This window comes from Roseivirga sp. UBA838 (assembly GCF_002296035.1).
In the GTDB taxonomy this organism is placed as follows: domain Bacteria; phylum Bacteroidota; class Bacteroidia; order Cytophagales; family Cyclobacteriaceae; genus Roseivirga; species Roseivirga thermotolerans.
Window position 1 is genome coordinate 124,221 of the sequence record NZ_DBHC01000042.1, and the last position, 23,017, is coordinate 147,237.

General features: G+C 45.3%; 21 protein-coding genes. 7 read left to right on the forward strand and 14 right to left on the reverse strand.

Going from position 1 to position 23,017, the window contains the following annotated elements:
- Positions 1–99: 99 nt before the first annotated feature.
- From B3O12_RS15600 to B3O12_RS15650, 11 genes are all read right to left on the reverse strand, one after another.
- Positions 100–468: a nuclear transport factor 2 family protein gene (locus tag B3O12_RS15600; protein WP_286756985.1), complete on the reverse strand. Its 369-nt coding sequence runs from the start codon at positions 466–468 to the stop codon at positions 100–102.
- Between the two features lie 12 nt (positions 469–480).
- Positions 481–1,224: an SDR family NAD(P)-dependent oxidoreductase gene (locus B3O12_RS15605; RefSeq protein ID WP_286756986.1), complete on the reverse strand. Its 744-nt coding sequence runs from the start codon at positions 1,222–1,224 to the stop codon at positions 481–483.
- 1 nt (position 1,225) lies between these two features.
- The gene (locus B3O12_RS15610) at positions 1,226–1,426 is read right to left on the reverse strand and encodes a tautomerase family protein (protein WP_189631051.1); all 201 of its coding nucleotides are present in this window, start codon (positions 1,424–1,426) and stop codon (positions 1,226–1,228) included.
- A 106-nt stretch (positions 1,427–1,532) separates the two neighbouring features.
- Positions 1,533–2,093: a Crp/Fnr family transcriptional regulator gene (locus B3O12_RS15615; RefSeq protein WP_286746371.1), complete on the reverse strand. Its 561-nt coding sequence runs from the start codon at positions 2,091–2,093 to the stop codon at positions 1,533–1,535.
- Between the two features lie 263 nt (positions 2,094–2,356).
- Positions 2,357–2,707 (reverse strand): hypothetical protein, encoded by a 351-nt coding sequence (locus tag B3O12_RS15620; RefSeq protein ID WP_286756987.1) that lies wholly within the window; start codon positions 2,705–2,707, stop codon positions 2,357–2,359.
- A 131-nt stretch (positions 2,708–2,838) separates the two neighbouring features.
- Positions 2,839–4,380, reverse strand: a complete 1,542-nt coding sequence (locus tag B3O12_RS15625; protein ID WP_189631054.1) for a M20/M25/M40 family metallo-hydrolase — start codon at positions 4,378–4,380, stop codon at positions 2,839–2,841.
- A 67-nt stretch (positions 4,381–4,447) separates the two neighbouring features.
- Entirely contained in the window at positions 4,448–4,903 is a 456-nt protein-coding gene (locus B3O12_RS15630; RefSeq protein ID WP_286746374.1) for a nuclear transport factor 2 family protein, read from the reverse strand.
- A gap of 11 nt (positions 4,904–4,914) precedes the next feature.
- Positions 4,915–5,283, reverse strand: a complete 369-nt coding sequence (locus B3O12_RS15635; protein WP_286746376.1) for a glyoxalase/bleomycin resistance/extradiol dioxygenase family protein — start codon at positions 5,281–5,283, stop codon at positions 4,915–4,917.
- A 277-nt stretch (positions 5,284–5,560) separates the two neighbouring features.
- On the reverse strand, positions 5,561–6,895 hold the full coding sequence (locus B3O12_RS15640) for an amidohydrolase family protein (RefSeq protein WP_189631057.1): 1,335 nt from the start codon (positions 6,893–6,895) through the stop codon (positions 5,561–5,563).
- Positions 6,896–6,903: 8 nt separating this feature from the next.
- A complete protein-coding gene (locus B3O12_RS15645) occupies positions 6,904–8,274 on the reverse strand; it encodes an amidohydrolase (protein ID WP_189631058.1) in 1,371 nt (456 codons plus the stop codon).
- Positions 8,275–8,285: 11 nt separating this feature from the next.
- Positions 8,286–9,980: an amidohydrolase family protein gene (locus B3O12_RS15650; protein ID WP_189631059.1), complete on the reverse strand. Its 1,695-nt coding sequence runs from the start codon at positions 9,978–9,980 to the stop codon at positions 8,286–8,288.
- A gap of 223 nt (positions 9,981–10,203) precedes the next feature.
- On the opposite strand from B3O12_RS15650, the gene B3O12_RS15655 reads away from it, so the two are divergent.
- The 3 genes from B3O12_RS15655 to B3O12_RS15665 all read left to right on the forward strand — a co-directional run bounded on the left by B3O12_RS15655 (position 10,204) and on the right by B3O12_RS15665 (position 13,931).
- The gene (locus tag B3O12_RS15655) at positions 10,204–12,117 is read left to right on the forward strand and encodes a tetratricopeptide repeat-containing sensor histidine kinase (RefSeq protein WP_286756988.1); all 1,914 of its coding nucleotides are present in this window, start codon (positions 10,204–10,206) and stop codon (positions 12,115–12,117) included.
- 2 nt (positions 12,118–12,119) lie between these two features.
- Positions 12,120–12,884: a LytR/AlgR family response regulator transcription factor gene (locus B3O12_RS15660; protein WP_189631061.1), complete on the forward strand. Its 765-nt coding sequence runs from the start codon at positions 12,120–12,122 to the stop codon at positions 12,882–12,884.
- A gap of 93 nt (positions 12,885–12,977) precedes the next feature.
- On the forward strand, positions 12,978–13,931 hold the full coding sequence (locus B3O12_RS15665) for a LamG-like jellyroll fold domain-containing protein (protein WP_286756989.1): 954 nt from the start codon (positions 12,978–12,980) through the stop codon (positions 13,929–13,931).
- A 245-nt stretch (positions 13,932–14,176) separates the two neighbouring features.
- On the opposite strand, the gene B3O12_RS15670 is transcribed toward B3O12_RS15665, so the two are convergent.
- Positions 14,177–16,660, reverse strand: a complete 2,484-nt coding sequence (locus B3O12_RS15670; RefSeq protein ID WP_286756990.1) for a zinc-dependent metalloprotease — start codon at positions 16,658–16,660, stop codon at positions 14,177–14,179.
- A 114-nt stretch (positions 16,661–16,774) separates the two neighbouring features.
- Here B3O12_RS15670 and B3O12_RS15675 point away from each other — a divergent pair, with 114 nt between their 5' ends.
- Both B3O12_RS15675 and B3O12_RS15680 read left to right on the forward strand, forming a co-directional pair.
- A complete protein-coding gene (locus B3O12_RS15675; RefSeq protein WP_189631064.1) occupies positions 16,775–17,689 on the forward strand; it encodes a sterol desaturase family protein in 915 nt (304 codons plus the stop codon).
- 105 nt (positions 17,690–17,794) lie between these two features.
- Positions 17,795–18,310, forward strand: a complete 516-nt coding sequence (locus B3O12_RS15680; RefSeq protein WP_286756991.1) for a hypothetical protein — start codon at positions 17,795–17,797, stop codon at positions 18,308–18,310.
- A gap of 11 nt (positions 18,311–18,321) precedes the next feature.
- On the opposite strand, the gene B3O12_RS15685 is transcribed toward B3O12_RS15680, so the two are convergent.
- Complete coding sequence (locus B3O12_RS15685) at positions 18,322–18,972, reverse strand: protein-L-isoaspartate(D-aspartate) O-methyltransferase (RefSeq protein WP_286746391.1); 651 nt, start codon at positions 18,970–18,972, stop codon at positions 18,322–18,324.
- 108 nt (positions 18,973–19,080) lie between these two features.
- On the opposite strand from B3O12_RS15685, the gene B3O12_RS15690 reads away from it, so the two are divergent.
- Positions 19,081–19,665 carry a riboflavin synthase gene (locus B3O12_RS15690; RefSeq protein ID WP_189631066.1) on the forward strand — a complete coding sequence of 195 codons (585 nt, stop codon included), beginning with the start codon at positions 19,081–19,083 and terminating at the stop codon, positions 19,663–19,665.
- Positions 19,662–20,750 carry an o-succinylbenzoate synthase gene (locus tag B3O12_RS15695; RefSeq protein ID WP_286756992.1) on the forward strand — a complete coding sequence of 363 codons (1,089 nt, stop codon included), beginning with the start codon at positions 19,662–19,664 and terminating at the stop codon, positions 20,748–20,750. Before B3O12_RS15690 ends, B3O12_RS15695 begins: the two co-directional genes overlap by 4 nt.
- A 3-nt stretch (positions 20,751–20,753) precedes the next feature.
- Here B3O12_RS15695 and B3O12_RS15700 read toward each other — a convergent pair whose 3' ends face one another.
- Complete coding sequence (locus B3O12_RS15700) at positions 20,754–22,952, reverse strand: DUF5916 domain-containing protein (protein WP_286756993.1); 2,199 nt, start codon at positions 22,950–22,952, stop codon at positions 20,754–20,756.
- Between the last annotated feature and the right edge of the window lie 65 nt (positions 22,953–23,017).

Consider the following 23,017-nt stretch of genomic DNA (forward strand, 5'->3'; position numbering starts at 1 on the left):
ATCGATAAAGGTTCAGAGCATTCCCAGACAAGTGCGGATGACTTCAATCCAAGAAGCCCGGAGGAGTACTTGTCCCCCGAGTCTTCCTATATAGGCTAGTTATTCTACATGAACAAAAAGTTTATTGACAATTAACCACCGATTGTTGAAACAAGCCAGAGATAAAAAGTCATAGTAGTTAAACCCAAGCATGGGTATGCGAACTTTGGCGGTGGCTACATTATCCAGCACCTCAACAGCCAGTATTTCCATGGCAAAGCTCTCTCCAAGACTTTCAGGGCTTTTTCTGCTTTTTACCCCTTCCAAGTACTCCTCCAGGTTTTTTTCATAAGGGGTGCCCTTAATATTCCCATAAAGCCAGGCACGGCTATCAAATACCTGCTTTAATTTTTGGATATCGCCTGTAAAGAGGCCATCAAAGTAGTTTTCAATGACCTCTACAACTGATTGAATGTTTTCTTTGTACATAAAATGAATGGTTTAGATGGCGTGGCCAATAGAATGGCCACCACTTAGGTTTAATGTTTCACCAGTTACAAATCCTGAAAAAGCCAAATAGTAGGCAGCTTCGGCTACTTCTTCAGCTTCGCCAATTCGGTTGAGCAAGTGTAATCCTGCCAGACTATCGGCATCTTCAACGCCAATTTTATTCTGAAGTGGACTGCGGATTATTCCTGGAGCAATGGTATTGACACGTATGTTGTCTTTTCCAAATTCTGCTGCTAGATGTCTCGTAAGGGTATGAATAGCTCCTTTGGAAACAAGAGGTGCTGAGCAAGGAAATCCTGCAATGGCATGGTCAACCAGAACGGTGCCATTGTTTATTATGGCGCCCCCGGTGCCTTGGGCGAGCATTTGCCTAATTGCTGCCTGCGAAGTAAAGTAGGTACCCTTTAGGTTAATAGCCATGTAATGTTCCAAGTCGTCTTCTGTGACTTCCAGAAAAGGCTTTGGAGCAAATACCCCGGCATTATTGATTAAGACATCAACCCCTCCAAAAGTGTTCACGGCAGTATCTACCAGCCTTTGGCCTACCTCTCGTTCGGCTATGTTGCCAACTACGGTTTGCACACGGTTTGTGCCCAATTCTCTGGCAGTATTGAGTAGCCGTTCTTCGTTGGCTGAATTTATAACCAACTGGTGCCCTCGGTCCAGAAAATATTGGGAAATGGCTTTGCCAATTCCGGTTGAAGCCCCGGTAATAATTATTCGTTTAGTACCCATCTTACTTTTGTTTTTTAAGTGTTGAATAAAGGTTTCCTCTAACTCCCCAGTTATCCACCGGAACTTCTTGAATGACTATGTGGGTAGTTTCCGGATTTTTGTCGAGTACATCGACCAAAAGTTGTGTAACTCCCTGTACGAGTTGCAATTTTTGCTCTTTGGTTACATTCTCGTCAGTAACCTGAATGTTTACGTATGGCATATTCGCTTACTTATAATTGAACTTGTTTTGGAGCAAAGTTCACTAGAGAGGGTAAGACACCACAGGAGCCAGGTCACCATTTAGGAGTGATGTATATCACAGGTTTTCAGTCGTTCAGGCGACTCAATGTTTCCCGAGATACTCCCAGATAGGAGGCTATGTGCTTTTTGGGCACTCGCTGTAGTAGTTGAGGATACTGACTTAGAAGGAGTTCATAGCGCTCTTTGGCTGTGTTCTTCATCATGGAAAGAATACGATTTTGCAAAGCAATGCGACCCAGCTTGCTTTTCTTTGCCCAAAAACGCTCCATTTTGTGCATTTCTGAGGTGAGCTTTTCACGGTTTTCGTGGCTTATAGAGTAGAGTTCAACATCTTCCATGCAGTCAATAGATGTTTTGGAAGGTGTTCGCAATACGAAAGACTCGTAGTCGGTAATCCACCAGTTTTCCATACCAAATTGTAGGATATGTTCTTTACCATCTTCTCCAAGAAAATAGCTGCGAACACAACCCTCCACAATCCAGAATTCTTTGTCGGCTATGTCTCCTTCCTGCACCAGGTATTGGTGCCTGCGCTTTTTTACATGAGAGAAATGACTGAGTATAAATTCGAATTCCTTATCGCTGAGTGGAATGAGTTCTTCTATATGAGCTCTGAGAGGATGCATATTACTGAACTACCTAATGCATTTTTTTGAACTCGGGTTCCATTTTAATGTTGGAGTTGGTGGTTGAGGGGGAATGTTTAAGGTTTACGGTTCATGGTTTATAGTTTGATGTTGATGATTTAGAGTTCATTGTTCCTAACAGGATGGTGAATTTCATGTTGGTAAAGGCTAATGATTTCATCAAACCCTTTGGGGGAAATAGAGGGGAGTTATTCGTGTGTGATGAATTTATTTTTGAGATGGTAAGTACAAAGTAAAGAAGTTTAGAAGGTGCATTGTGAGTCTGCCGCTTTCCAAAGTAGGGTGGGGTTCTGAAGGTCATCTATCATTATTTCATTGCCAATATGGCCTATGAGAGTACCCTCACATGAATAAACGGAAAATATAGATCCACACATAGGACAACAGTTGCCAAACAGGAGTACGAGCTGCCCCTGATAAGTGGCTTTTTGAATGTAATTGTACTCGTTCATGCCTGAGTTTTCCAGCTCCTCTATTTTATCCTGAAGCCAGGAGCTATTTTCCAGGTCTATGCCTTCGCAAACAGGGAAGACACTTTTTTCACAACCATAAGACAGGCTTAACAACAGTATAAGTATTAAGGCTTTTTTCATACTTTTTAAGACACAGACCAAGACTATAGGGTTGTAATTGACTTAAAAAGAAGAGGTTGCCCCAGAAGTTTGCCGCTTGGTGTTGCGAACTTAAACTTTTGAGACAACCTCTTTTTAGTTTAGCTGTATGCCTAGTCGTTGCCTCCTTTTCGGGTAGGTTTTCTTGGCGATGGCCATTCTCTTGGTTGCCCGGTTCTAGGGTTAGTGCCTAATTCGGCCTTATCTCTTGGGAAGAACTCAGGGTCTTCACAAGCCATGTAAACCAAAATGGCCGTGAGAATAACATTATTTCTTACGTCATCGAACACCACCTTGTCATAAGTGTCACGGTTAGTATGCCAGGTGTAGGTGCCATAATCCCAGCTCAGTGAACTAAGGCTAAAGCCTGGTGCTCCGGCTGCCACAAACGAGGCATAATCTGAGCCTCCACCACCCGGAGCTCCCGGGAAGTTGGTGTTAATTTCGTTGCTAATAGAGCGTGGTACAGGTTCTAACCAGCGGTTAATAAACTCATAGGCATGCAAAAAGCCTTGTCCGCTAATGTTTACTACCCGGCCGGTACCGTTGTCTTGGTTAAAGAGTGCTTGTAGACCCTTTACTACTTCTGGATGATCTTCTACAAATGAGCTTGAGCCGTTTAGTCCTTGTTCTTCACTACCCCAATGCCCTACCAAAATGGTGCGCTTAGGGTTAGGGTATACTTTTTTGAGAATTCGCATGGCTTCCATCATTATGATTGTGCCGGTACCATTGTCGGTGGCTCCGGTACCTCCATCCCACGAATCGAAGTGGGCAGAAAGCATAACATATTGATCGGGGTTTACCGCGCTTTTTATCTCTGCCATAGTATTGTAAGTAGGTACTGTACCATGGTCTTTATTGGTTACCTCCACTCTAATTTTTGGTACATCACCATACTCAACCATTCTAAAAAGTGTTCCGTAGTCTTCCAAGCCAATGTCTATGGTAGGAATGCTTTTGGTACGCGCACCAAAGATTTTGTTTACACCAAATCCTCTGGACCAGTTGGATATAAGAATTCCTGCGGCTCCGGCCTCTTCCAATACGCCCGGTAACTCCCGGCTGTTGTACCCTGTGTTTCTGATTCGCTCACCCCAGGCGCGCATGGCGTCTCTGCGATCGGCTTCCATCTTTTCAATAGACTCTTTGGTGCCCCATTTTTCCCAGTTATAGTCAGGTCGGCCGGAAAGCTGGGCCATGTCTATCATTACAAACTTGCCTTTTACGGTCTTAAGCCAGTTTTTAAATTCGCTTTCATTTTGAACGTTTGGTATAACTGTTACTTCAGCGTCCACAATTCCATTGGTAGGAGGGCTCCAGGCCAGTTGCATGGCTTCGAGGGTTTTTACACGCGGCTCAATAAGGTCTACGTGGGTAATGCCACGTTCCCAGCCTCTCCACTCACCCCATTGCTCGTTTCTGGCACTAATTCCCCAGCCGTTGTAGCGATTAACAGCCCACTCATGAGCGTTTTGCATTTGGGGAGTTCCCACCAGGCGCGGGCCATTTTTATCGAGCAGTTCATAAGCCAATTGCTCGAGCATAGAATTATCGTTGGCTTCTTTGATAATCTGGTCTACCACATTGCCTTGCGCCCAGGCCTGTGTAAAGACCAGGGAGAAAGCTGTGATAGCAAAAAGTAGTTTTCTCATAATTGGATAGTTTTTGTGCGTTGAAATTAAAGAAGTTGGACACCAAACGTGAACCGATAGTGGAAAATTAGGGATGCCTCTGCTCGTATTTCTTCAACATGCGATGGGTTTGTTGTCGTAGTTTTTTCTTGAAATATTCTGACCAGCCAAGTATAGCTCCTTTAAAACCCATGGCTTGTTTAGCCCAGCGGTGTAAGTCGAAAAAATCTGTATGCCTTACGATGAGCCCCTCTTTGAATTCAAACTGAGCAATAATTTTATTGTGAACCTTTCGGCCTGTAGGGCTAAATGTGTAGAAGGCTTCCCAGTAGGCTGAGTCTTCCGTTACTTTGGTATACTTTATGGCAAAGTCCCTGCCTTTCTGACTATCGCAAAGCATGCGCCACATATTGGCAGCTCGCACGCCTTCAAGCCTGCCAAAAGCGGGGTCTTCAAAGACAACCTCTTTGTGGTAGCATTTGACCATTCCTTCAGCATCGAGCTGTTGAAACGACTGGTAGAATTGCTGAATGACTTCTTTCAAGGCTTATGTTTTTAAAGGTCTTGTACAATAAACAATGCATTTTTATTCAGGTCGAAGAAACCGAACTCGTGGGTGCCCCAGGGGGTGTTTTTTCGGAGACTGTCTTCATTAATAGTGTTGCGCTCCAGAAACTCTTCGTACCAGGGTTGAATGTCTTTTACAAATATCTTGACGACCGAACCGCCCAGTAGTGGGTCTTCAGGGGTATCGGCATGCCATTGCAAATGAATACAGAGCTGGTCGCGCACCATACCACTATACATGTGGTCTCCAAAGGCATAGGTGAAACCGGTATACTGTTCATACCAACTAAGATCCCGACCAATATCGGTGGTGGGAAGTACAGGTTCAATTCCTTTAATGTTTGGGTTGTGGGCCATAATATGCTAAGCTTGGGTTGAACAAGTTAACTTATTTATTAGGATTACTTAGTCGGTTCACACAGAAGTAGGCAGACAACTTGAGCGATAAACTGTGTTTTCGCTATGCCTTATAGGCGCGATTGATGAAGACAAAAATGGTAGCAAAATGAGGAAACATACGCCAATCGACTTAAGTAAGTAAGCCTGTTATGAATAAAAAAAGAGGCTGTATTCAAAGCCTTACCGCGCAGGTAAAAACTCTGAAACAGCCTCTTTAGCTGTAAGTAAGGGTTGGTTATTTCTTTTTAATATCGATAACCGGCTTGGTTTTGTCTACACCCGGAGTTCTGTTCAGGAACTCATCGTAAAGCCTGATTTGACGAGAAGTCATTGGTACTTTGAAGCCATCAATGAACAAGTCTGTGATCTTAGTTGCTGTTTCGAACGGATCGCCAGTAGCTACAAAGATGTTGGCTTTCTTGCCTACTTCAATAGATCCTACCTGGTCGCTAATGCCTAGGATTTCGGCTGCATTGATAGTAATGGCTTTCAATGCTTCTTCGCGTCCCATTCCGTATGCAGCAGCAAAACCGGCATGGTAGGGGAGATTTCTAACGTTCTCAGACTCCATGGTTCTAAGCGCTACTTTAACTCCTGCCTTAGACATAATTCCGGGATTGGCGTAAGCGGCATCGTAGTTGTCAGATTCTCTTGTAGGTATAGCCTGTACAGGGCCGGTGATTACCGGAAGACCGGCCTTGGCAATTTCATCGGCTACTCTCCAGCCTTCTGAAACGCCTGTTAGAATCACTTTTTTGTAGCCTCTTTTCTTAACCCACTCAATGGCATTGAGTATGTCTTCGGCCGCATTTACCTCAATGAATAAAGGCATTTCACCTTTTACCACAGGAACCAAAGCTTCTATTTCAGGGTAGTTACGTAAGTCATCGGCATTTTGAAGTTTGGCATAAAGCTCAGCCTTATCCCAGGTATCGTTAACCTGCTTGAGCGCTCTTTCCTGACGTTTCTTCAGTTCGTCTTCCGAAAGTCTTCTCCAGCGTCTTCCTGCCCCGGTAGAGGGGTAGTTCATTACAATGCCTCTTTGTCCGGCATACATCTGATCTGGCGTATAGCCAAAAAGATTAATGGCTGCTGCAGTACCCGGCAAAAAGCCACCTTGCGGCATTGTCCATACAGTTGTTACTCCACTCACGCGGGTTACCGGAATGGCTACCGAGTTAGGGTTTACAGCCGTAAGCGCCTGCATCTGAGGTGTTAACTCTCCGTACTCACGGTAGTCGTTGGCTTCGGCAATACTTCCAATTTCGGCAAGGCCCAGAGTGGTTCCACCGTCAATCATGCCCGGGTAAATTTCTTTACCTCCGCAATCAATCACTTCCGCATCGTTCGGAATCTGTACATTGGCTCCAACGGCTTCAATAATTCCATTGTTAATTACCACTGTACCATTTTCAATAATACCGTTGGTTACGGTATAAATTTTGGCATTGGTCAATGCAAATTTGCCATTTCGGGCTTTCATTACCTGATCATCTTCCTGACCAAATGACAGAAGTGGGATGATGGCGAGCATTAACAATGCAGAAAACAGCTTTCTAAGTTTTTTCATGTCTTCTATCATTTTTGGTTAGAAAATAAATCTTCAAAGTTGATAAAGTTGGCTCCTTCCATGCATCTGTGCTGATCTTCTCTATCGAAAATGGTGATTTTCTCAATAGAAGATTCCGGGTCTACATAAATGCGTTGGTCAGCTTTGTCGTTGGCTTTATCAAAATACTTTACACCGTCTACAAAAGTCATTTGTGGAATGGCGTATACTGAAAGCGGATGGCCTTCAAATATGGCAATGTCTGCATCTTTGCCTACTTCTATTGAGCCTACACGGTTGTCAATACCCAATTGCTTGGCAGGGTTGAGGGTAATGAGTGCAAGGGCTTCATCGTCCGATAGGTCACCGTACTTCTGAGTCTTGGCGGCTTCGTGAAACAGGTGACGGATAAGTTCTCCTGAATCGGAGTTAATGGAAGTAAGTACTCCATTTTCGGTAAGAATGGCTGCGTTGTAAGCAGTTGAGTAATATACTTCAAGCTTGTATGCCCACCAGTCGGCAAATACGGAAGCACTGGCACCAAAGGCAGCAAGTTCTGGAGCTACTTTGTAAGCTTCGTTGGCATGCTGGAAGGTGATTTTCGGAATACCAAAGTCAGAGAATACTTTCAATAGCATGTAAATCTCATCGGCTCTGTAAGAGTGGCAGTGTACCAGTACGTCTCCATTCAGAATGTCTACCAAAGTTTGTAGCCTGAGGTCGTATTCAGGAGCTACTTTTCTTGGATTCTTATCGGCTCTGTAGGCTTCCCATTTCTTCTTGTACTCTACAGCCTGCTGAAAAGAGGTACGCAGCATGTTCTCAACACCCATTCTACTCTGTGGTTGAATACCACGTGCTCTACCACCTCTTGTTGGGTTTTCTCCAAGTGCAAACTTGATGGTTCTCGGAGCTCCTTCAAAACGTAACTGATCGGGGTCGGTAAGTCCCCAACGGAGCTTCATGGTTTCATTTTGACCACCGATTACGTTGGCCGATCCGTGCATCAGGTGAATGCTTGTCACACCTCCGGCCAGGGCTCTGTATATGGATACATCGTAAGGGTCTACCACATCTTCCATGCTTACTTCAGAAGTTACCTGGCTTGTGCCTTCGTTGATGGCCGAGCCGGCAATGTGAGAGTGGGCATCAATAATACCCGGCATAAGGTATTTGCCTGTAATATCAATGGTTTCCACTCCATTTGGAGCTCTTAGTCCTTTGCCTATTCTGGCAATTTTTCCATCTCTTACCAACACATCGGTGTTTTCGAGAGTACCGTTGGTTACGGTGAGTACTGTACCACCTTTGAACAATACGTCACCTTTTGGTACCTGCTGCCCCCAGGCGGTGAAGCCTACTAGTAGGAGGAGGGATACCAGTATATTTTTAGTTTTCATAGTTCTGTTCATTATTGCTCGTCTTTGGTCGCTGTAAGGTTCATGCTAAAATCCTGTCCACCAAATGAGACAGTTGCAGTTGCATCGTAGGTTTTTCCGTTGATAGTGCCAACTACCACAATTTCTACAGACTGACCGCCAGCATCGATGGTGAAATCGAAAGCCAACTCATTGTTTCTGTAGCTAATGTTGTTCATGGTGTTGTCAGGGCTTCCGTCATCGCTGGTCAGGTAGCCGGAGTAGGCTCCATTTTCACGGCTGATCACCATTTTACCACCCTGGTCGCCCTGAGGGGTTTCTAATGTGTAAGACCACGATCCGGCCAGAGGATCGTTGCTTGTAGCAGCATTGTTGTTGGTGTTACGGCCATTACCTTTAGACTCTTTGGTTTCATACTCGAACTTGTCGCCATCAACAAACATCAGTTTTACCTGAGCATCTTTGCTAAAGATAGGAGCAGTACTTACCAATAGGTTGGCTAGTTTGCCTTGCTCTACTGTACCGGCAATGTTAGAAATACCAAATATTGAAGCTGGATTGGTTGTGAGTGCGGCCAGAGCAGCATCTTCCGAAAGGCCATTTTCAATATAGGTCCTTACATTTTTGAGTACAGCGTTGGCTCTTACGTTGCCTACTGAGAAGCCAAAGGGAATTCCGGCTTCTGAAAGTTTAGCAGCCTGAGAAACATGAATCTTGTAGAATTCCATTCTGCGGGCTTCAAGGGCTTTCATTTCGGCCGACTTATCGTCTTCTTTGGCATCTTTAGGCTCATCGGGAACATCGAGCGAAAGGAACAATGGTGTATTGCTGCTTTTAATTTCGTTGGTCAACTCCCAGGCTTGCTCAACACCGGCTACCATAAGAGGAAAACCAAGGTCTTTTTGCAGTCGCATGGCTCTACGTGCATCCAGCACACCATCTACATTGAACATAACGGGCTTTTGCTTAGCAATTACCGGGAAGAACGCCTGGCTAACTCGGTCGTTTTCCGGTCTCGGAAGCCCTGCCGGATTCTCTGCATATAGCTCAAAGTGCTTTTTATCTTGTTCGGCATTTCGGTAGAGGTTTCTCCATTTGGCCATCATACCCAAAATATTGCCAGGGTAGGCACCGGGTGCTCCAATCCACTGAGCAAATAAAGCCACATCTTTCTTTAGAATAATTTCGTCCGGATGCTCAGCATCGTTCAATAGAATAAGAGCTGTGCTTCCCGGTAGCATTCGTCCATAAGGCACTGCGTGCGAAATGGCAAAACCGGCTTCTCTCAGGCTTCCAATGCTGGAGTTGGTCACATCCAGTTGGGCAATAACACTGTTTTCTGGGGTTATTCCCGCATATTCATTGGGCGGATCGGGAGTGAATAGGTTTTGAGGTCTTTCCGGGTTTTCAGGTCTTTTGGCACCGGTATTTGACATACCGTCTATAAAAGCCGCATAAACGTATAGTTTAGAGGCATCTATAACCTGAGCCTCTGCCGGAATGGGTACATTCTTACCCACACGAACAATAAGACCGTCTTTAATGACCACGGTTGTTTCTTTCAATTCGGTGCCCGGTTTGGTTATTACCGTGGCGTTGGTCAAGGCATAGGTGCGGGTTACGGCCGACTCTCCGGTGGGGTCGCTTTGTGCCCTGCTACTCAATGCGATCACCGACATGGAAAGCAGCAACACAGCGTGAAGACATAACTTTCGGAGTGATTTCATATTTAGCAATTTAGTTTAGTATTTAATTCAAGCAGATAAGTTAAGTGAATCGCCATTTGATTTCAAAATCAAATATGAGAGTGGTAGCATAATCGTTTTGAGGGTCAATGTGTAGCACTGCGCTTGGCTTGCAATTATTCAGCAACACCCAACACTTATCAATCTTAGGCTCTTCATGTGCCCATTTTTCACAGGTTTGTTTTACTTTAATAGGATGGTACCAATGCGCGTGTGGTATTTGTGCTTATCGGCAAGCCTTTTTTTAGGCGGTTTTCCTCTGCTGGGTCAGGAAACTACCGAAGAGGCCATGATGAAGGAGCTCGATAGTCTCTATCGGGTTATTTTTACCTTTAATTATGCCGATGATACTACCACGATCAACGATTTTGAGAGTTTTGAGCATAGACTTTCGGTCATTGAAAGGAGAGCTTATGAACAGGAGTTGAACGCTCCCTATTTTCAGGCACGTAATATTTGGTTTCTACACTTTAAGTATCAGGAAATGCGCCAGGAAGCCACCCGGTTGCTTGATGAAACCATTGCCACGGCTCGCGAATGGCGCGATGAAGAAAAGGAGGTTAGGTTTGTCTATTTTAAGGGTAACCTTTCCTTTCGGTTCGATGATTTCGATTCGGCAGTCTACTACTTTCAGGATGCTCTCTCTATGGCCAGAGCCATGGAGAGCCTTTCTTTGCAGGCGGCTTCTATAAATGCTCTGGCGGTTTGTTATGCGCAGTTGGGGCGCGATATGGAGGCGACAACTTACTACAAAGAGTCTTATGCCATAGCCCAACAAATAGCCGATAAAAAGCAGGTTTTGACAGCTGCCCTAAACCTGAGCAATGTGTACGGCCGTCTGGAACAGGCCGACTCGGCACTTTATTTTGGGCAGGAGGCTTACCATTTGGCCATTGAACTTGACGAGACCTCACTCTATTGGAGTTGCCTCAATGCCCTGAGTGTGGCTCATCTCTTGAAAGGGAACTTCAGTCAGACTATTGCTTATGCTAAAGATTTGGAACAGGCCGTATTGCCTATTGGTGAAACCGGCTTTCTTATCACTTCTTATTTGACAAGGAGTAAGGCTTTGTTTGCCCTTGGAAATGCAGTAGAGGCCCTGTCTTATGCCGAAAAGAGCCGACTTCTGGCTATTGAGTATGGAGCGGTAGACAATGAGCAACGCACCTTAAAATGGTTGGTAGAGCTTAGCAGCTATCTCAATGACTTTAAGCAAGCACTGCACCATCAGCAAAGGCTTAGTTTTTTGGAAGATAGTCTAAGCCGAATAGCCGTGAATGAGCGGCTGGAAAAGCTAGCGATTGCCTATGAAACCGATAAAAAGCAGGCGGCTTTGGAAAACCTGGAGTTGCTTCAGGCCCAAACCGCACAGAAACTGAGGTTTCGAAACCTCATGATAGGGACCATTGTTATTGCAGGCCTACTGCTGGTGTTATGGTTGGTTTATTTCTTTAAGCGCAGGGTAGAAAAGGAGAAAATTGCCCAGCAAAAAGCACAAAACGAATTGCTTCGCACTCAACTCAATCCCCACTTTCTTTTCAATGCACTTTCTTCCATTCAGCTTTTCCTTATCAATCAGGGGCAAGGTAGCCATGCGCTTGAGTACCTCTCTAAGTTTGCTAAATTGATGAGGCGCATTCTGGAAAACAGCCGGAAAGATTTTGTATCCCTGGAAGAGGAGATAGTTACACTTCGCCATTACCTGGATTTGCAAAAGGTAAGGTTCGAAAATGCCTTTGACTATACGCTCGATGTAAATGTAGAAGACCATCTCTCTGAAATAAAAATACCTCCTATGTTTGCCCAGCCATTCATTGAAAATTCACTTGAACACGGTATCTCCAGTATTAAAAATGGGCTTATAGCCATCTCATTTCAACAGAAAGGGGATACCATGCTCTTTAAGGTAGAAGATAACGGTGTGGGGCTTAGCCGTTCGGCTGCACTCAGGCAAAATAAGGAACATGTTTCGCTGGCTACTAAGATTACCCGCGATAGAATTGAATTACTGAAAAGACAGCTAAAAAAGAATATCTCGTTTGTGGTAAAAGACAGGCTTAATGAAACCAATGAAGTGGTGGGAACAGAGGTGATTTTTGAGATTCCAATACAATTTTAAGCATGAAAACACTCATAATAGACAATGAGAAAAGCATTAGGGAAGGGCTGAAACAAATGCTGGCTACTTATTGCCCCAAGGTGGTGGTTGCCGGTGAGGCCAATAGTGTAGCGACTGCCAAAGAACAAATTTTGCAAAACCAACCAGAGCTCATGTTTTTAGATGTAGAACTTGGTGATGGTTTGGGTATAGACCTTATTCGTTCATTCAAAAAGCTAGAAACTCAGGTGATCTTCATTACGGCTCATCACAAATATGCCATAGATGCTTTTCAATGCAGTGCGCTCGATTTTTTGCTTAAGCCCATAGATCCGGAAGATCTGGTAAATGCAGTGCGCAAGGCAGAGCAGTTTAGTCTGGTAAAAGACCTTGAGGCCCAGCTAAAAGTATTGGAAGACCGGTTGAACAAAGCCAATCAGCTTCCTGAAAAAATAGTTCTTACTGATTCTGAGAGTATTTATCTGGTGAAAGTGAACGACATTCTTTGGTGTGGGGCTGAGGGTAGTTATACCCGTTTTACTCTGGCCGATGGCTCCGAAATACTGGTATCTAAGAACCTGAAAGCGTATGAGGGTATTCTGGAGGGAGACCGTTTTTTGCGCATACATCACTCATACCTCGTTAATATTCAACACATCAAGCGGTTCGAGCGTAGCGAAGGAGGACTTCTTGTGATGGACAATGGCCAGATATTGCCCGTTTCGGTTCGAAAAAAAGACAATCTCATGCAGTTGCTAAAGACCTGGAACGAAACACTTATTAAGTAAAAAAAGGCAACTGTCTACTTATTCCTTTCGATGGCTAAACCCTTGGGTATTTGGGCCATATTCTTAGCAAATTGAAGACTATACACTAGGGCTATGAAGTGGTTATTTTCTTCTGCTATTTTTCTTACTTCTCTTTGGTTTACATCCGGAAGTGGTACCCCAAACGGGCAGTACCTAAGGGTTTTTGCCGACTTTGAGGCAGAACAACTTACTGTTGAACAAGGCCAGAAGGTAAAGTTTATGGACAGGTCTAAAGGCCACCCTAACTTCTGGAGCTGGAGTTTTGAACAAGGATTGCCCAACCGGGCCATAGGAGCAACCCCCGAAGTGTATTATGCCAAAGCCGGGGTGTACGATGTAACTATTACAGTATCAGACGGGGAGAGTACAGACACCAAAGTAATGAAGGATTACATAAAGGTAAGGGGGGTGTTGCATAACCTGCGGTTTGACGGAATGCTCCGTGACGATGCCAATGTGAACACAGCGATTGAGTTTAATGCCCGGCCTCAGTTTGAAAGAGACAGAAGCGGAGCTGCCGGCAGAGCACTGCATTTGATTGGGCATGAGCGAATTAAGCTGCCACCTAACCAGAGGTTTAAAACCAATGAGCTAAGCCTTAGCCTTTGGCTTAAGGCTCCTAAGAAGCAAGATTCTCAGATGATTATAGTAGAGCAGTATGCGGGCCGTTCGGCCGACTTCGGTTTTCGGTTGTTGCTTACCAATGGCCACTTGCAATTTGAGGGCAGAGATGGCAGCCAGCTGATGCGAAGCAGCGGGCTTAGCCGCACTACTGTAGATGATAACGAATGGCACCATGTGGTTGCCGTAATGACTGCCGATAGCCAATGGCAGGTTTGGGTAGATGGCATTTTAGAAGCCCACAATGCATATACATACACAATACCGGAGCAATACAATCCGGCCAATTTAACCATTGGGCATTCAGAGCGTTTCGATTTTCGCACGTTTGAAGGCTTGCTCGATGAGGTCGTGATTTATAATAAAGCACTTAGCATGAGGTCCATTGTAGAATTGCTCAATTAAGAGCCATTCTGCGTTGACTCATGGTTTTGGTTGTGTCAATAGAGAGAGTGTCTTAAAAGCATTTGTCTGCTGTTGCTCCAACGTGTTTGGAAAGGTTCTATTGAGGTGGATTTGGTTGGTATCTATTCTCCTCAATGGTCAACAGTTTAAGCCCGGTGTTTTTGGTGCTCTCTTGGATTCTGGAATTAGTTGATTCTTGGAATGAGGTGAAAAGGAAGGTTCGTACGGAACCTTCCTTTTTCAATTTAGTTATCCAGGTCTAAAATTTCTTCTATTCTATCTTTCAGGTCAGCCAAGTGCAGGTTTCCTGCCCGGTCAGAGGTATATCTTCCTCTGGCCGATCCAATGTCTCTCAGCAGAGCTCTCAATTCGGCTTTTACCACCGGTCGAATGTCGGACTGTGAGATGTTGACCTCCCTGGCCTGGAAAGAACTGGCTTCATTTTTTAACAAATATTCCATTCGCTCCACAAAGGCTCGTTGCAAATTTCTTCGGTAAGTAGAAATAGGAGCACCGGAAGCCAACTCAGTAAAGAGTCCTTGGCGTACATCGGTCACCAATTGATATATGGTGTAGGTATTGCGACCTTTGAAAGCTTCGGCCTCAATCAGGCGTTGCATGCGCACAGGGTCTAGTACAGAGTTGAGGAACGATGACTGTGTACTTCTGATACGGTTCACTGCCCCAAAGTCTTCCAGCTTTCGCAACAGATTCTCATCTAAAAGCCAATCAGGAGTAGCAAAAGCATATTTCATTAGCCAGTTCACGGCCTCAGTTTGCTGGCTCTCCGGAACAACCTCAAAAACAGCTCCCTGCTGGTCGGTCGATTTTAGGTTTTCTGTTACACCTCCAATGTTGGTGATTACATGGCCTACAAACCTTCTCCACTGGCCAATTATTTCGCCATAAATTTCTTGAGTGTCATCATAGCTTTCACCGGCAGTAGTGGTCCACTCCAAAAGGTTGGGTACTACTTTCTTTAAATTTTCCATACCATAGGCGCTTGCCTTCATGGAGTTATCTCCCAGGTCTTCGGTTTGAGCCTCAGGGTTTGAGCCATTGCTAGATCCAAAGCGGAACATACCATCATTGGCCTTTTCTAAAATCCACCGATCGAGAGTATTGGTTTCGGCCTCCGGGCTATTTGCACCGGGAATTACCCGGTAACCCCAGTTGATCACGTATTTATCGTATGGTCCTATTTTTCGTATAAACAGTGTTACTCCATCGCCCGGCTGAGCAATGTAGTTAAGCCGAGCATAATCCATGATGGTAGGAGCAACACCATATTCTTCAGCAAACTCCGGGTTTCGAAGTGACTCAACAGGGTAGGCAGAACTGGCCTTCATGTTGTGGGGGAGTCCGAGGGCATGGCCTATTTCGTGGGCAATTACGGCACGCATCATTTCTCCAATGTCATCTTCGGGTGTATTGAGGGTGCGGGCCCTCGGGTTGGCCGCTCCGGTCTGAATCATGTACCAGTTGCGGTAAGAACGCAGATGGTTGTGAAACCAGATAATGTCGCTTTCAATAATTTCTCCGGTTCTGGGGTCGGCAGTGCTGGGGCCTACTGCATTTCGGGTCATACTGGCAATGTAACGCACTGTAGAGTAGCGGGCGTCTTCAGGACTCCAGTCGGGGTCTTCTTCTTTGCTGGGAGGGTCTTTGGCTATTATGGCATTTTTAAATCCGGCTGCTTCAAAAGCAACCTGCCAATCTTCTATTCCCAGCTTGAACCATTTCCTGAATTTTTCAGGAGTAGCCGGATCAAGGTAGTAGACAATCGGCTTTACAGGCTCCACCAGTTCTCCACGGGCATAGGCGGCCGGGTCTTTTGGCTCTAGTCTCCAACGTTTGAGAAAACTCACCTGATCGCCTTTGAGTGCATCGGAACTGTAGTTGATATTGCCTACGGTGAACCAGCCTACACGCTCATCGGCCAACCTGGGCATCATGGGATTTTCAGGGAGTTTAACCATCGATTGGCTCACCTTCATGGAGATTACTCCGGCCGATTCGTTGGAAGGAGGCCTGCCGGCATCGTACGTCATTACCTGGCGTACTTCTATATTAATGGGAAATGACTTTACCGATTCAACGTAGCTTTTGTCATTTTCCAGTCTTCTTATTTGCAGCTGGCTTCTCAAGCCCGAGCTCAGGGCGCTAATGGCTCTGGTGTCTTGATTGAAAAAGCCGGTAATATCAATAAGGTAGGCCGAAGAGTCTTTTGGTTGTCCTTCAATTTTAAAAGAGCCAATAATAGGCGCAAAGTTATTGTCGGCTACCGATTTATAAATGGCGTCTGTGCTGTCGGCCACATTGTTATAAGAGATCGATTTCAGGTAAATTCGCCCTTTTATTTCCTGCCACTGTACCACCTGCTCGTTCATTTTCCATCCCGAACCTAAAAACGGACTTAGGTTTTCAGGACTGGAAACCAGCCGGGTAATCCAGAGCATGTCTTTGTTGAGCTCCGACTTCGGGATTTCAAACATAATCTTCTCATCGTTCTGATATACCTTGAAGAGGCCATCATCGGCTTTCAGGCCTTTCACAATCGATTCGTATGTTTTTTCATTTTTTTTAGGAGCTTCTTGCTTGGGACTTTCAGGGGGAGTATCCTGCTTGTCCCGGTTTCTGCGTTGAGCATCTACATGAGTAGTGGTCAGAAGCAGAAAGGCCGCGGCCAGCAATGCCGCTGACGGTCTTAAAATGCGGGTGACTTTCATAGAATTGATAAATTTGAAATTTAGATGTAACCAAGTGAATTAACCCTTAGGAAAAAAAGTTATTCTTACCATTGGTTAGAGTTTAGTTTAACAGCGGGTTTAAAGCGGCTAATTGTGGAGAAGTATTTGGAAATAATTGCTAATGCATACCGTGGCTATGCTCAGTACTTGTGGCAAGAGATCACTTTTCAGTACGATTACAAACCCTGGTGGCAAAACTATTTTTGGGCGCTAATTCTTATTTCTGCCTTTTTTTTGCTCTGGGAGTGGCTCAGACCCTGGCGCGAAAACCAACCCCGCTTTAGAAAAGATTTTTGGCTCGATGCCTTTTACATGTTCTTTAACTTTTTCCTCTTTTCGCTTATTGTTTTCAATGCGCTTTCCGAAGTTGTTGTCAATGCCTTCAATGATTTACTGGCCGTTTTTGGTCTTTCCAATATAGTAGCTCTAGAAATTGCCTCCTGGCCTGTGGGCTTGCAGTTGCTAACCTTGTTTGTGATTAGAGACTTTGTACAATGGTGGACCCACAGATTGCTGCACTACGTGCCTTGGCTTTGGGAATACCACAAGGTGCACCACTCGGTAGAAGAAATGGGCTTTGCGGCTCATCTGAGATATCATTGGATGGAAACAGTAGTGTACAGAACCATTGAATACATTCCGCTGGCTATGATTGGTTTTGGTATTGACGACTTTTTCTTTGTACACATGTTCACACTGGCGGTAGGGCACTGGAACCATGCCAATATTCGGGTGAAACTGGGTCCCTTAAAATACATCTTCAACCACCCTAACATGCACATGTGGCACCATGCCCACGACTTACCTGCCGAAAGAGCACGGGGAGTGAACTTTGGCCTTACGCTTAGTGTGTGGGATTATATTTTTGGAACGGCTTACATACCACACTCCGGCAAATCCATAAAGCTGGGTTTTCCCGGAATCAAAAGGTTTCCTAAAACCTTCTGGGGGCAGATAACTCATGGATTTAAACGCTCGGAAGAGGCACAGGCAGCTAAGAAGCCCTAATTGATCGCTCCAAGAGAGTGCTTGAGCGTGTGTATGCCTGATATTTAGCAAGTACCACATTGGCTATATCTACTATATTTAGCTTCTGGATAATCTTCAACCATCATGAAAAAAGTAGCCTATCTATTCCTTTTTTGTGCCATAGGTTTTTCTAGCCAGGCTCAAACCGCCAAGCCGGAAGACGTAGCGTCTATGGACGCTATTCTTACGGCCTTATATGATGTTATTTCAGGCCCCGCTGGTGAAAAGCGTGACTGGGAACGCATGAAAAGCCTGTTCATACCAGAGGGCAGACTTATTCCTTCCGGCAAAAATCAGCAAGGTGATTTAGTGTACAGGTGGTGGTCGGTAGATGAGTACATTCAGACCAACGGGCCGGCCCTGGAACGCTCAGGTTTTTATGAAACGGAAATTGGCCGAAGGGTAGAAGAGTATGGCACTATTGCCCACGTTTTCAGCACCTATGAAACACGAAGGTCTGCCAGTGACAAGGAGCCATTTATGCGCGGCATTAATAGCATTCAGTTGCTCAACGATGGAAAACGATGGTGGATTGTGAGCGTAATGTGGATGGGAGAAAACCCTCAGTTTCCTTTGCCCGATAAGTACCTCAGGAAGTAGCCTTTGAATACTTACTTTCGCCATCCATCAGCGCCCAGCAATGGCACAAACTTAAAGTTGTCGAACGATTCTGTTCTCACCTTGTTTTCGGCTGTTTTTGTAATGCGGAGCATACGTTGGGTTTTGGCATCGCCCACAGGAATAACCAGTACACCGCCAACGCGTAGTTGATCAATGAGCGCATCGGGCACAGTAGGCGCACCTGCCGTAACAATTATCTTGTCGTAAGGGGCATATTGGGGTAATCCTTTGGAGCCATCGCCAAAGAAAAAATTGGGTTTATAACCCATGGAGGGCAAAAATCGCCTGGTTCGCTCATAGAGCTCCTTTTGGTATTCAATGGTGTATACATCGGCCCCAAGTTCGAGCAGCACTATGGCCTGATAACCCGAACCGGTGCCAATTTCAAAGACCTTGTCGCCCGGTTGTACTTGTAGAAGTTCCGACTGAAAAGCTACCGTGTAAGGTTGAGAGATGGTTTGCCCGGCCCCAATGGGAAAGGCCTTGTCTTCGTAGGCGTGTTCCAGAAAAGCATTTTCAAAGAAAAAATGTCTGGGTATTTTGCCAATGGCAGCCAAAACCCGCTCATCCTCAATGCCCTTCTCTCTGACAACCTTTACCAGTTGCCTTCTCATGCCTTTGTGTCTGTAAGAGTCTACCATAGAGCCTTCGAAGTTATTTCAAAAATCAGAGAACCATTCAAAAAAATGTCTGTTTTCATTAGAGTTAAAGAGAAAATTTTTTCTGAATTAATTCATTAACATTGCCCTATGTTTACCGGAATAATTGAAACCCTTGGTCAAGTAGTTGATATTCAAAAAGAAGGCACTAATGTGCATTTCGATGTAGAATCTGCCATTGGCCACGAACTAAAAATAGACCAAAGTGTGGCCCACAATGGCACCTGTCTTACCGTGGTTGCCCTCAAAGAGAAGGTGCACCGGGTAACGGCCATAGATGAGACTCTCAAGAAGACCACCCTTGGCAATTGGAAAGTGGGTACATTGGTTAATTTGGAGCGCTGCATGGTGGCCAATGGCCGTTTCGATGGGCATGTGGTGCAAGGCCATGTGGATCAGATTGGCACAGTTACGGCCATTGCCGAACAGGAGGGGAGTTGGTTGTTCGACTTTGCTTATGATGCTTCTTTGGGGAATGTGACGGTTGAAAAAGGTTCTATTTGCATTAACGGAACCAGCCTTACCTGTTTCAACTCTCAGCAAGGGAGCTTTAGAGTTGCCATTATTCCATACACTTTTGAGCATACCAATTTTAAAGAACTACGGGTGGGCGATAAGGTCAATCTGGAATTTGATATTATTGGTAAGTATGTAAAGAGACTTTTAGGCCAATGAGACTTAGGTTTCAGGTTATTCCTCATGTATTAAAGTTTCGGTTCGAAGCCGGTACTTCGCGTGGTTCTTTTACAGAGAAAACCACGTGGTTTATAAAAGCCGTTAATCAGGAAACCGGCCAGGTAGGTTGGGGAGAGGCCAGCCCTTTGAAAGGTCTTTCTAAAGACTATGTTCCAGATTATTCCAATCGACTAGAGCAATACCTCAACGCTTGTGAGGGAAACGATATTCCTGAGACAGAGCCGGAGGTACTGGAGTTTGTTTCTCAAGTTATTCCTGCCGAGTTTCCGTCCATGCGTTTTGGCCTCGAAACAGCCTTGCTCGATATCGCTCAGGGAGGCGGTTTTTGCCTGTTCAACAATGATTTTGCAAAGGGCAAAAACAGAATTCCTATTAACGGATTGGTGTGGATGGGCGATGAAAGCTTTATGAGAAGGCAAATTGAAGAAAAATTGAAAGCCGGCTTTGGTACCATAAAAATGAAGATTGGCGCCATTGAATTTTCAACGGAACTAAGCCTGCTCGAATTCATTCGAAAACACTACACCAGTCGTGAAATTACCCTCAGAGTGGATGCCAATGGTGCTTTTGATGCTCACAACGTGTATGACCATTTGCACGAGTTGGCGGCTTTAGAGATTCACTCCATTGAACAGCCCGTGGCTCCGGGGCAATGGTCACTAATGGCCGAACTTTGCCAGGCAAATTTAATTCCCATAGCTCTGGACGAAGAGTTGATTGGAGTGCATGACACCGGAGAAAAAGTACGCTTGCTGGAAACAATAAGGCCGCAATATATTATTCTAAAACCATCGTTGGTAGGAGGTATAGGCTCTAGCCGTGAGTGGATAAATCTGGCAAACTCAAGGCAGATTGGCTGGTGGATGACCTCCATGCTCGAGTCGAACATAGGTTTGAATGCCATTGCGCAGTTCACCGCTCAATACACTAACCTATTGCCACAAGGCTTGGGTACAGGCCAGCTGTACCACAACAACGTGTCTTCTCCACTCACCATTCGAGGTGGGCAATTGCTCTACGATTACCACCAAGCCTGGACCATACCCCATGCACTTCAAGGTTGAAACTTACATATTGAGCCAATAGGTAACCTTAAACACTACCTGTCGGTTTTTTATGTTCAACCCATCAATTCCGTAATTGTCGGTGTAGACTATGAACAGGTCTGACATGGGCTTGTAGCGCCATTGAAAACGCGAGAAGATGTTGTAGTTCTCGGCCTGAGAGTTGTATTGTACGGAAGTGGTCCAGAACATACGGTTGGAAAAACTGATTTCCGTGTTGAACCTGAAAAGGTGCAGGTCGGTTTCTCCAAACCCTTCAGCTAGTTTCACTTTATTGAAGTCGTAGTTTACACTAAAAGTACCCCATGGCTGTGCCCGCATATTGAGTCCACCGGAGAGTCCTGTTTTGGTACCGTTATAAAAGCTACCGTAGCTAAGCCGTAAGTCGGTGCTGAAAATCTTTCTTCGGTCGCTGGAGTAGGATACAAAATTATCGCTGAACCGGTAATTGGCCACCGGTAAGTTCCGGTCTCCTCCAATCAGATTGGTTGGAACGGGCAGTTCTACTTCAAAAAACATACGATTAAAATTGAGCTCAGAAGTGTTTTTGAAGATAAAATCATAGGCCATCCCATGACGCCTCTCATTGAGGCTTCCATCTGTATTGAACCAGGCCATATGCCAGGTGCGTATGCCGTGTTGGTTGAGAGCGGAGCTTGGGTTTTCGGGCAGAAACCTATACATGAGCCAGGGGTTAATGTGTGCATAGCCTTGACGCGTTACCTCTTTGGTTTCTGCATTGTAGTTGTACAGTCGTGGGTTAAAACCCAGTTCTGTCTCGTGGTTTTTTCCTACCACATCTAAAGCCCAACCCATGCGCAGATTTCTGTCGCGATAGCCTCCACTCATGCCATAATAGTGATTGTCGCCCAGCTGCTCTTCAGTTTCTGCCAAATGGTATCTAAGGGTATTGTTCCAACTTCCTGAGGGGTGTACGTAGTTAAATTCAATTCCTCCGTTTCGGCCATAGTCGCCATTTGCGCCTTTTCGATTCATGAAAACTCCCTTAATGACCGACCGGCTTAGCACTCGCTGATGGACAGCTAATACCGAGTAGTTGTTTGAGGCCAATTCTTCGGTCGATCCGGTTTGCACGTTCATGGCCCCCACACGCATGTTATCTGTTACATTGCCGGTGAGCCGTGCACCGTAGGTTATGGGCACCTGCCGGCCATTGTTGAGCCCGATGGTTCTGGAGAAGAATGGCTGCACTTGCCAGCTACCGAAGTTGGAAAATATATCACCGTTTTCCAGAAAGAAGTTTCTGCGTTCGGGAAAGAAAATACTGAAACGGGAGAGGTTGGTGACCTGTTGATCGACATCGGCATTGGAGAAGTCCGGGTTTAGGGTCAGATCCAGATTGAGCGAACTGGTAATGGCCACCTTGGCATCCAGCCCTGCATCAATTTCACTTTCGTAGTCTTCCTGCACTTCGGTTTGAAAGTCTCTGGTAGTCGATCCGGCCAGATAAGGGATAAGTACTACTTTGCCTTCGGCTTTTTTAGGTGGAGCATCCCATTGCATAGTGCCCATAAAGTTGATGTCAACGCCACCAAAACTGAGCGGAAACTGGGTCCAGGTAGAGTAGTGGTTACGCTCCATATCCCCTCGAATAAAATTGACTCCCCAGGCTGTAGACTGGCTATTGTAGCGAAGGGTTTTAAAAGGTATGGCCATTTCTACCAGCCAGTGGTCGGCATAGCTCTTTACCTCCGAAAACCACTTGTTGTCCCAGTTCTCATCGAAGTTGGTGTTTCCATTTTCTACATTCATAAGAGCCTCAATTTGAGCTCCTCCGGCATTTACGCCAAAGAAGAAACCACTCTGCTTGTTATTGAAAGGATCAATTATAAAAGTGAAATTATCGCTGTTCCAGTGAGCTTCTCTATTGTCTCTTCGGAGCGACTGAACCACCCGATCTCCGTTGTCGTAGAGTTTGGCCATAACGTAAATAAACTCATCGTCATAGGTGCACCATACCTCTGTGCGGGCTTCGGCCTCGCCAGTATCGTAAGGCCAGTGGTTCATCAGTTTGTCAATTTTACCGGCCTGTTGCCAGGCCGGTTCATCAGCCGAACCATCGACTATTATGGGCGATTGAGTCTTGGTAATTCGGTACTGATAGGTACTTCTTGTATCGGTTTGTTGAGCTGTTAGGCTCAGAGTAACTGCACAAAGCGCAAGAGTTAAAAAAGCTTTCATTTTGAGTTGTTGACTTGGGTGTTAGCTGCTTTTACTCCAATAATTTCCTGAGGTTCAGTGAATAG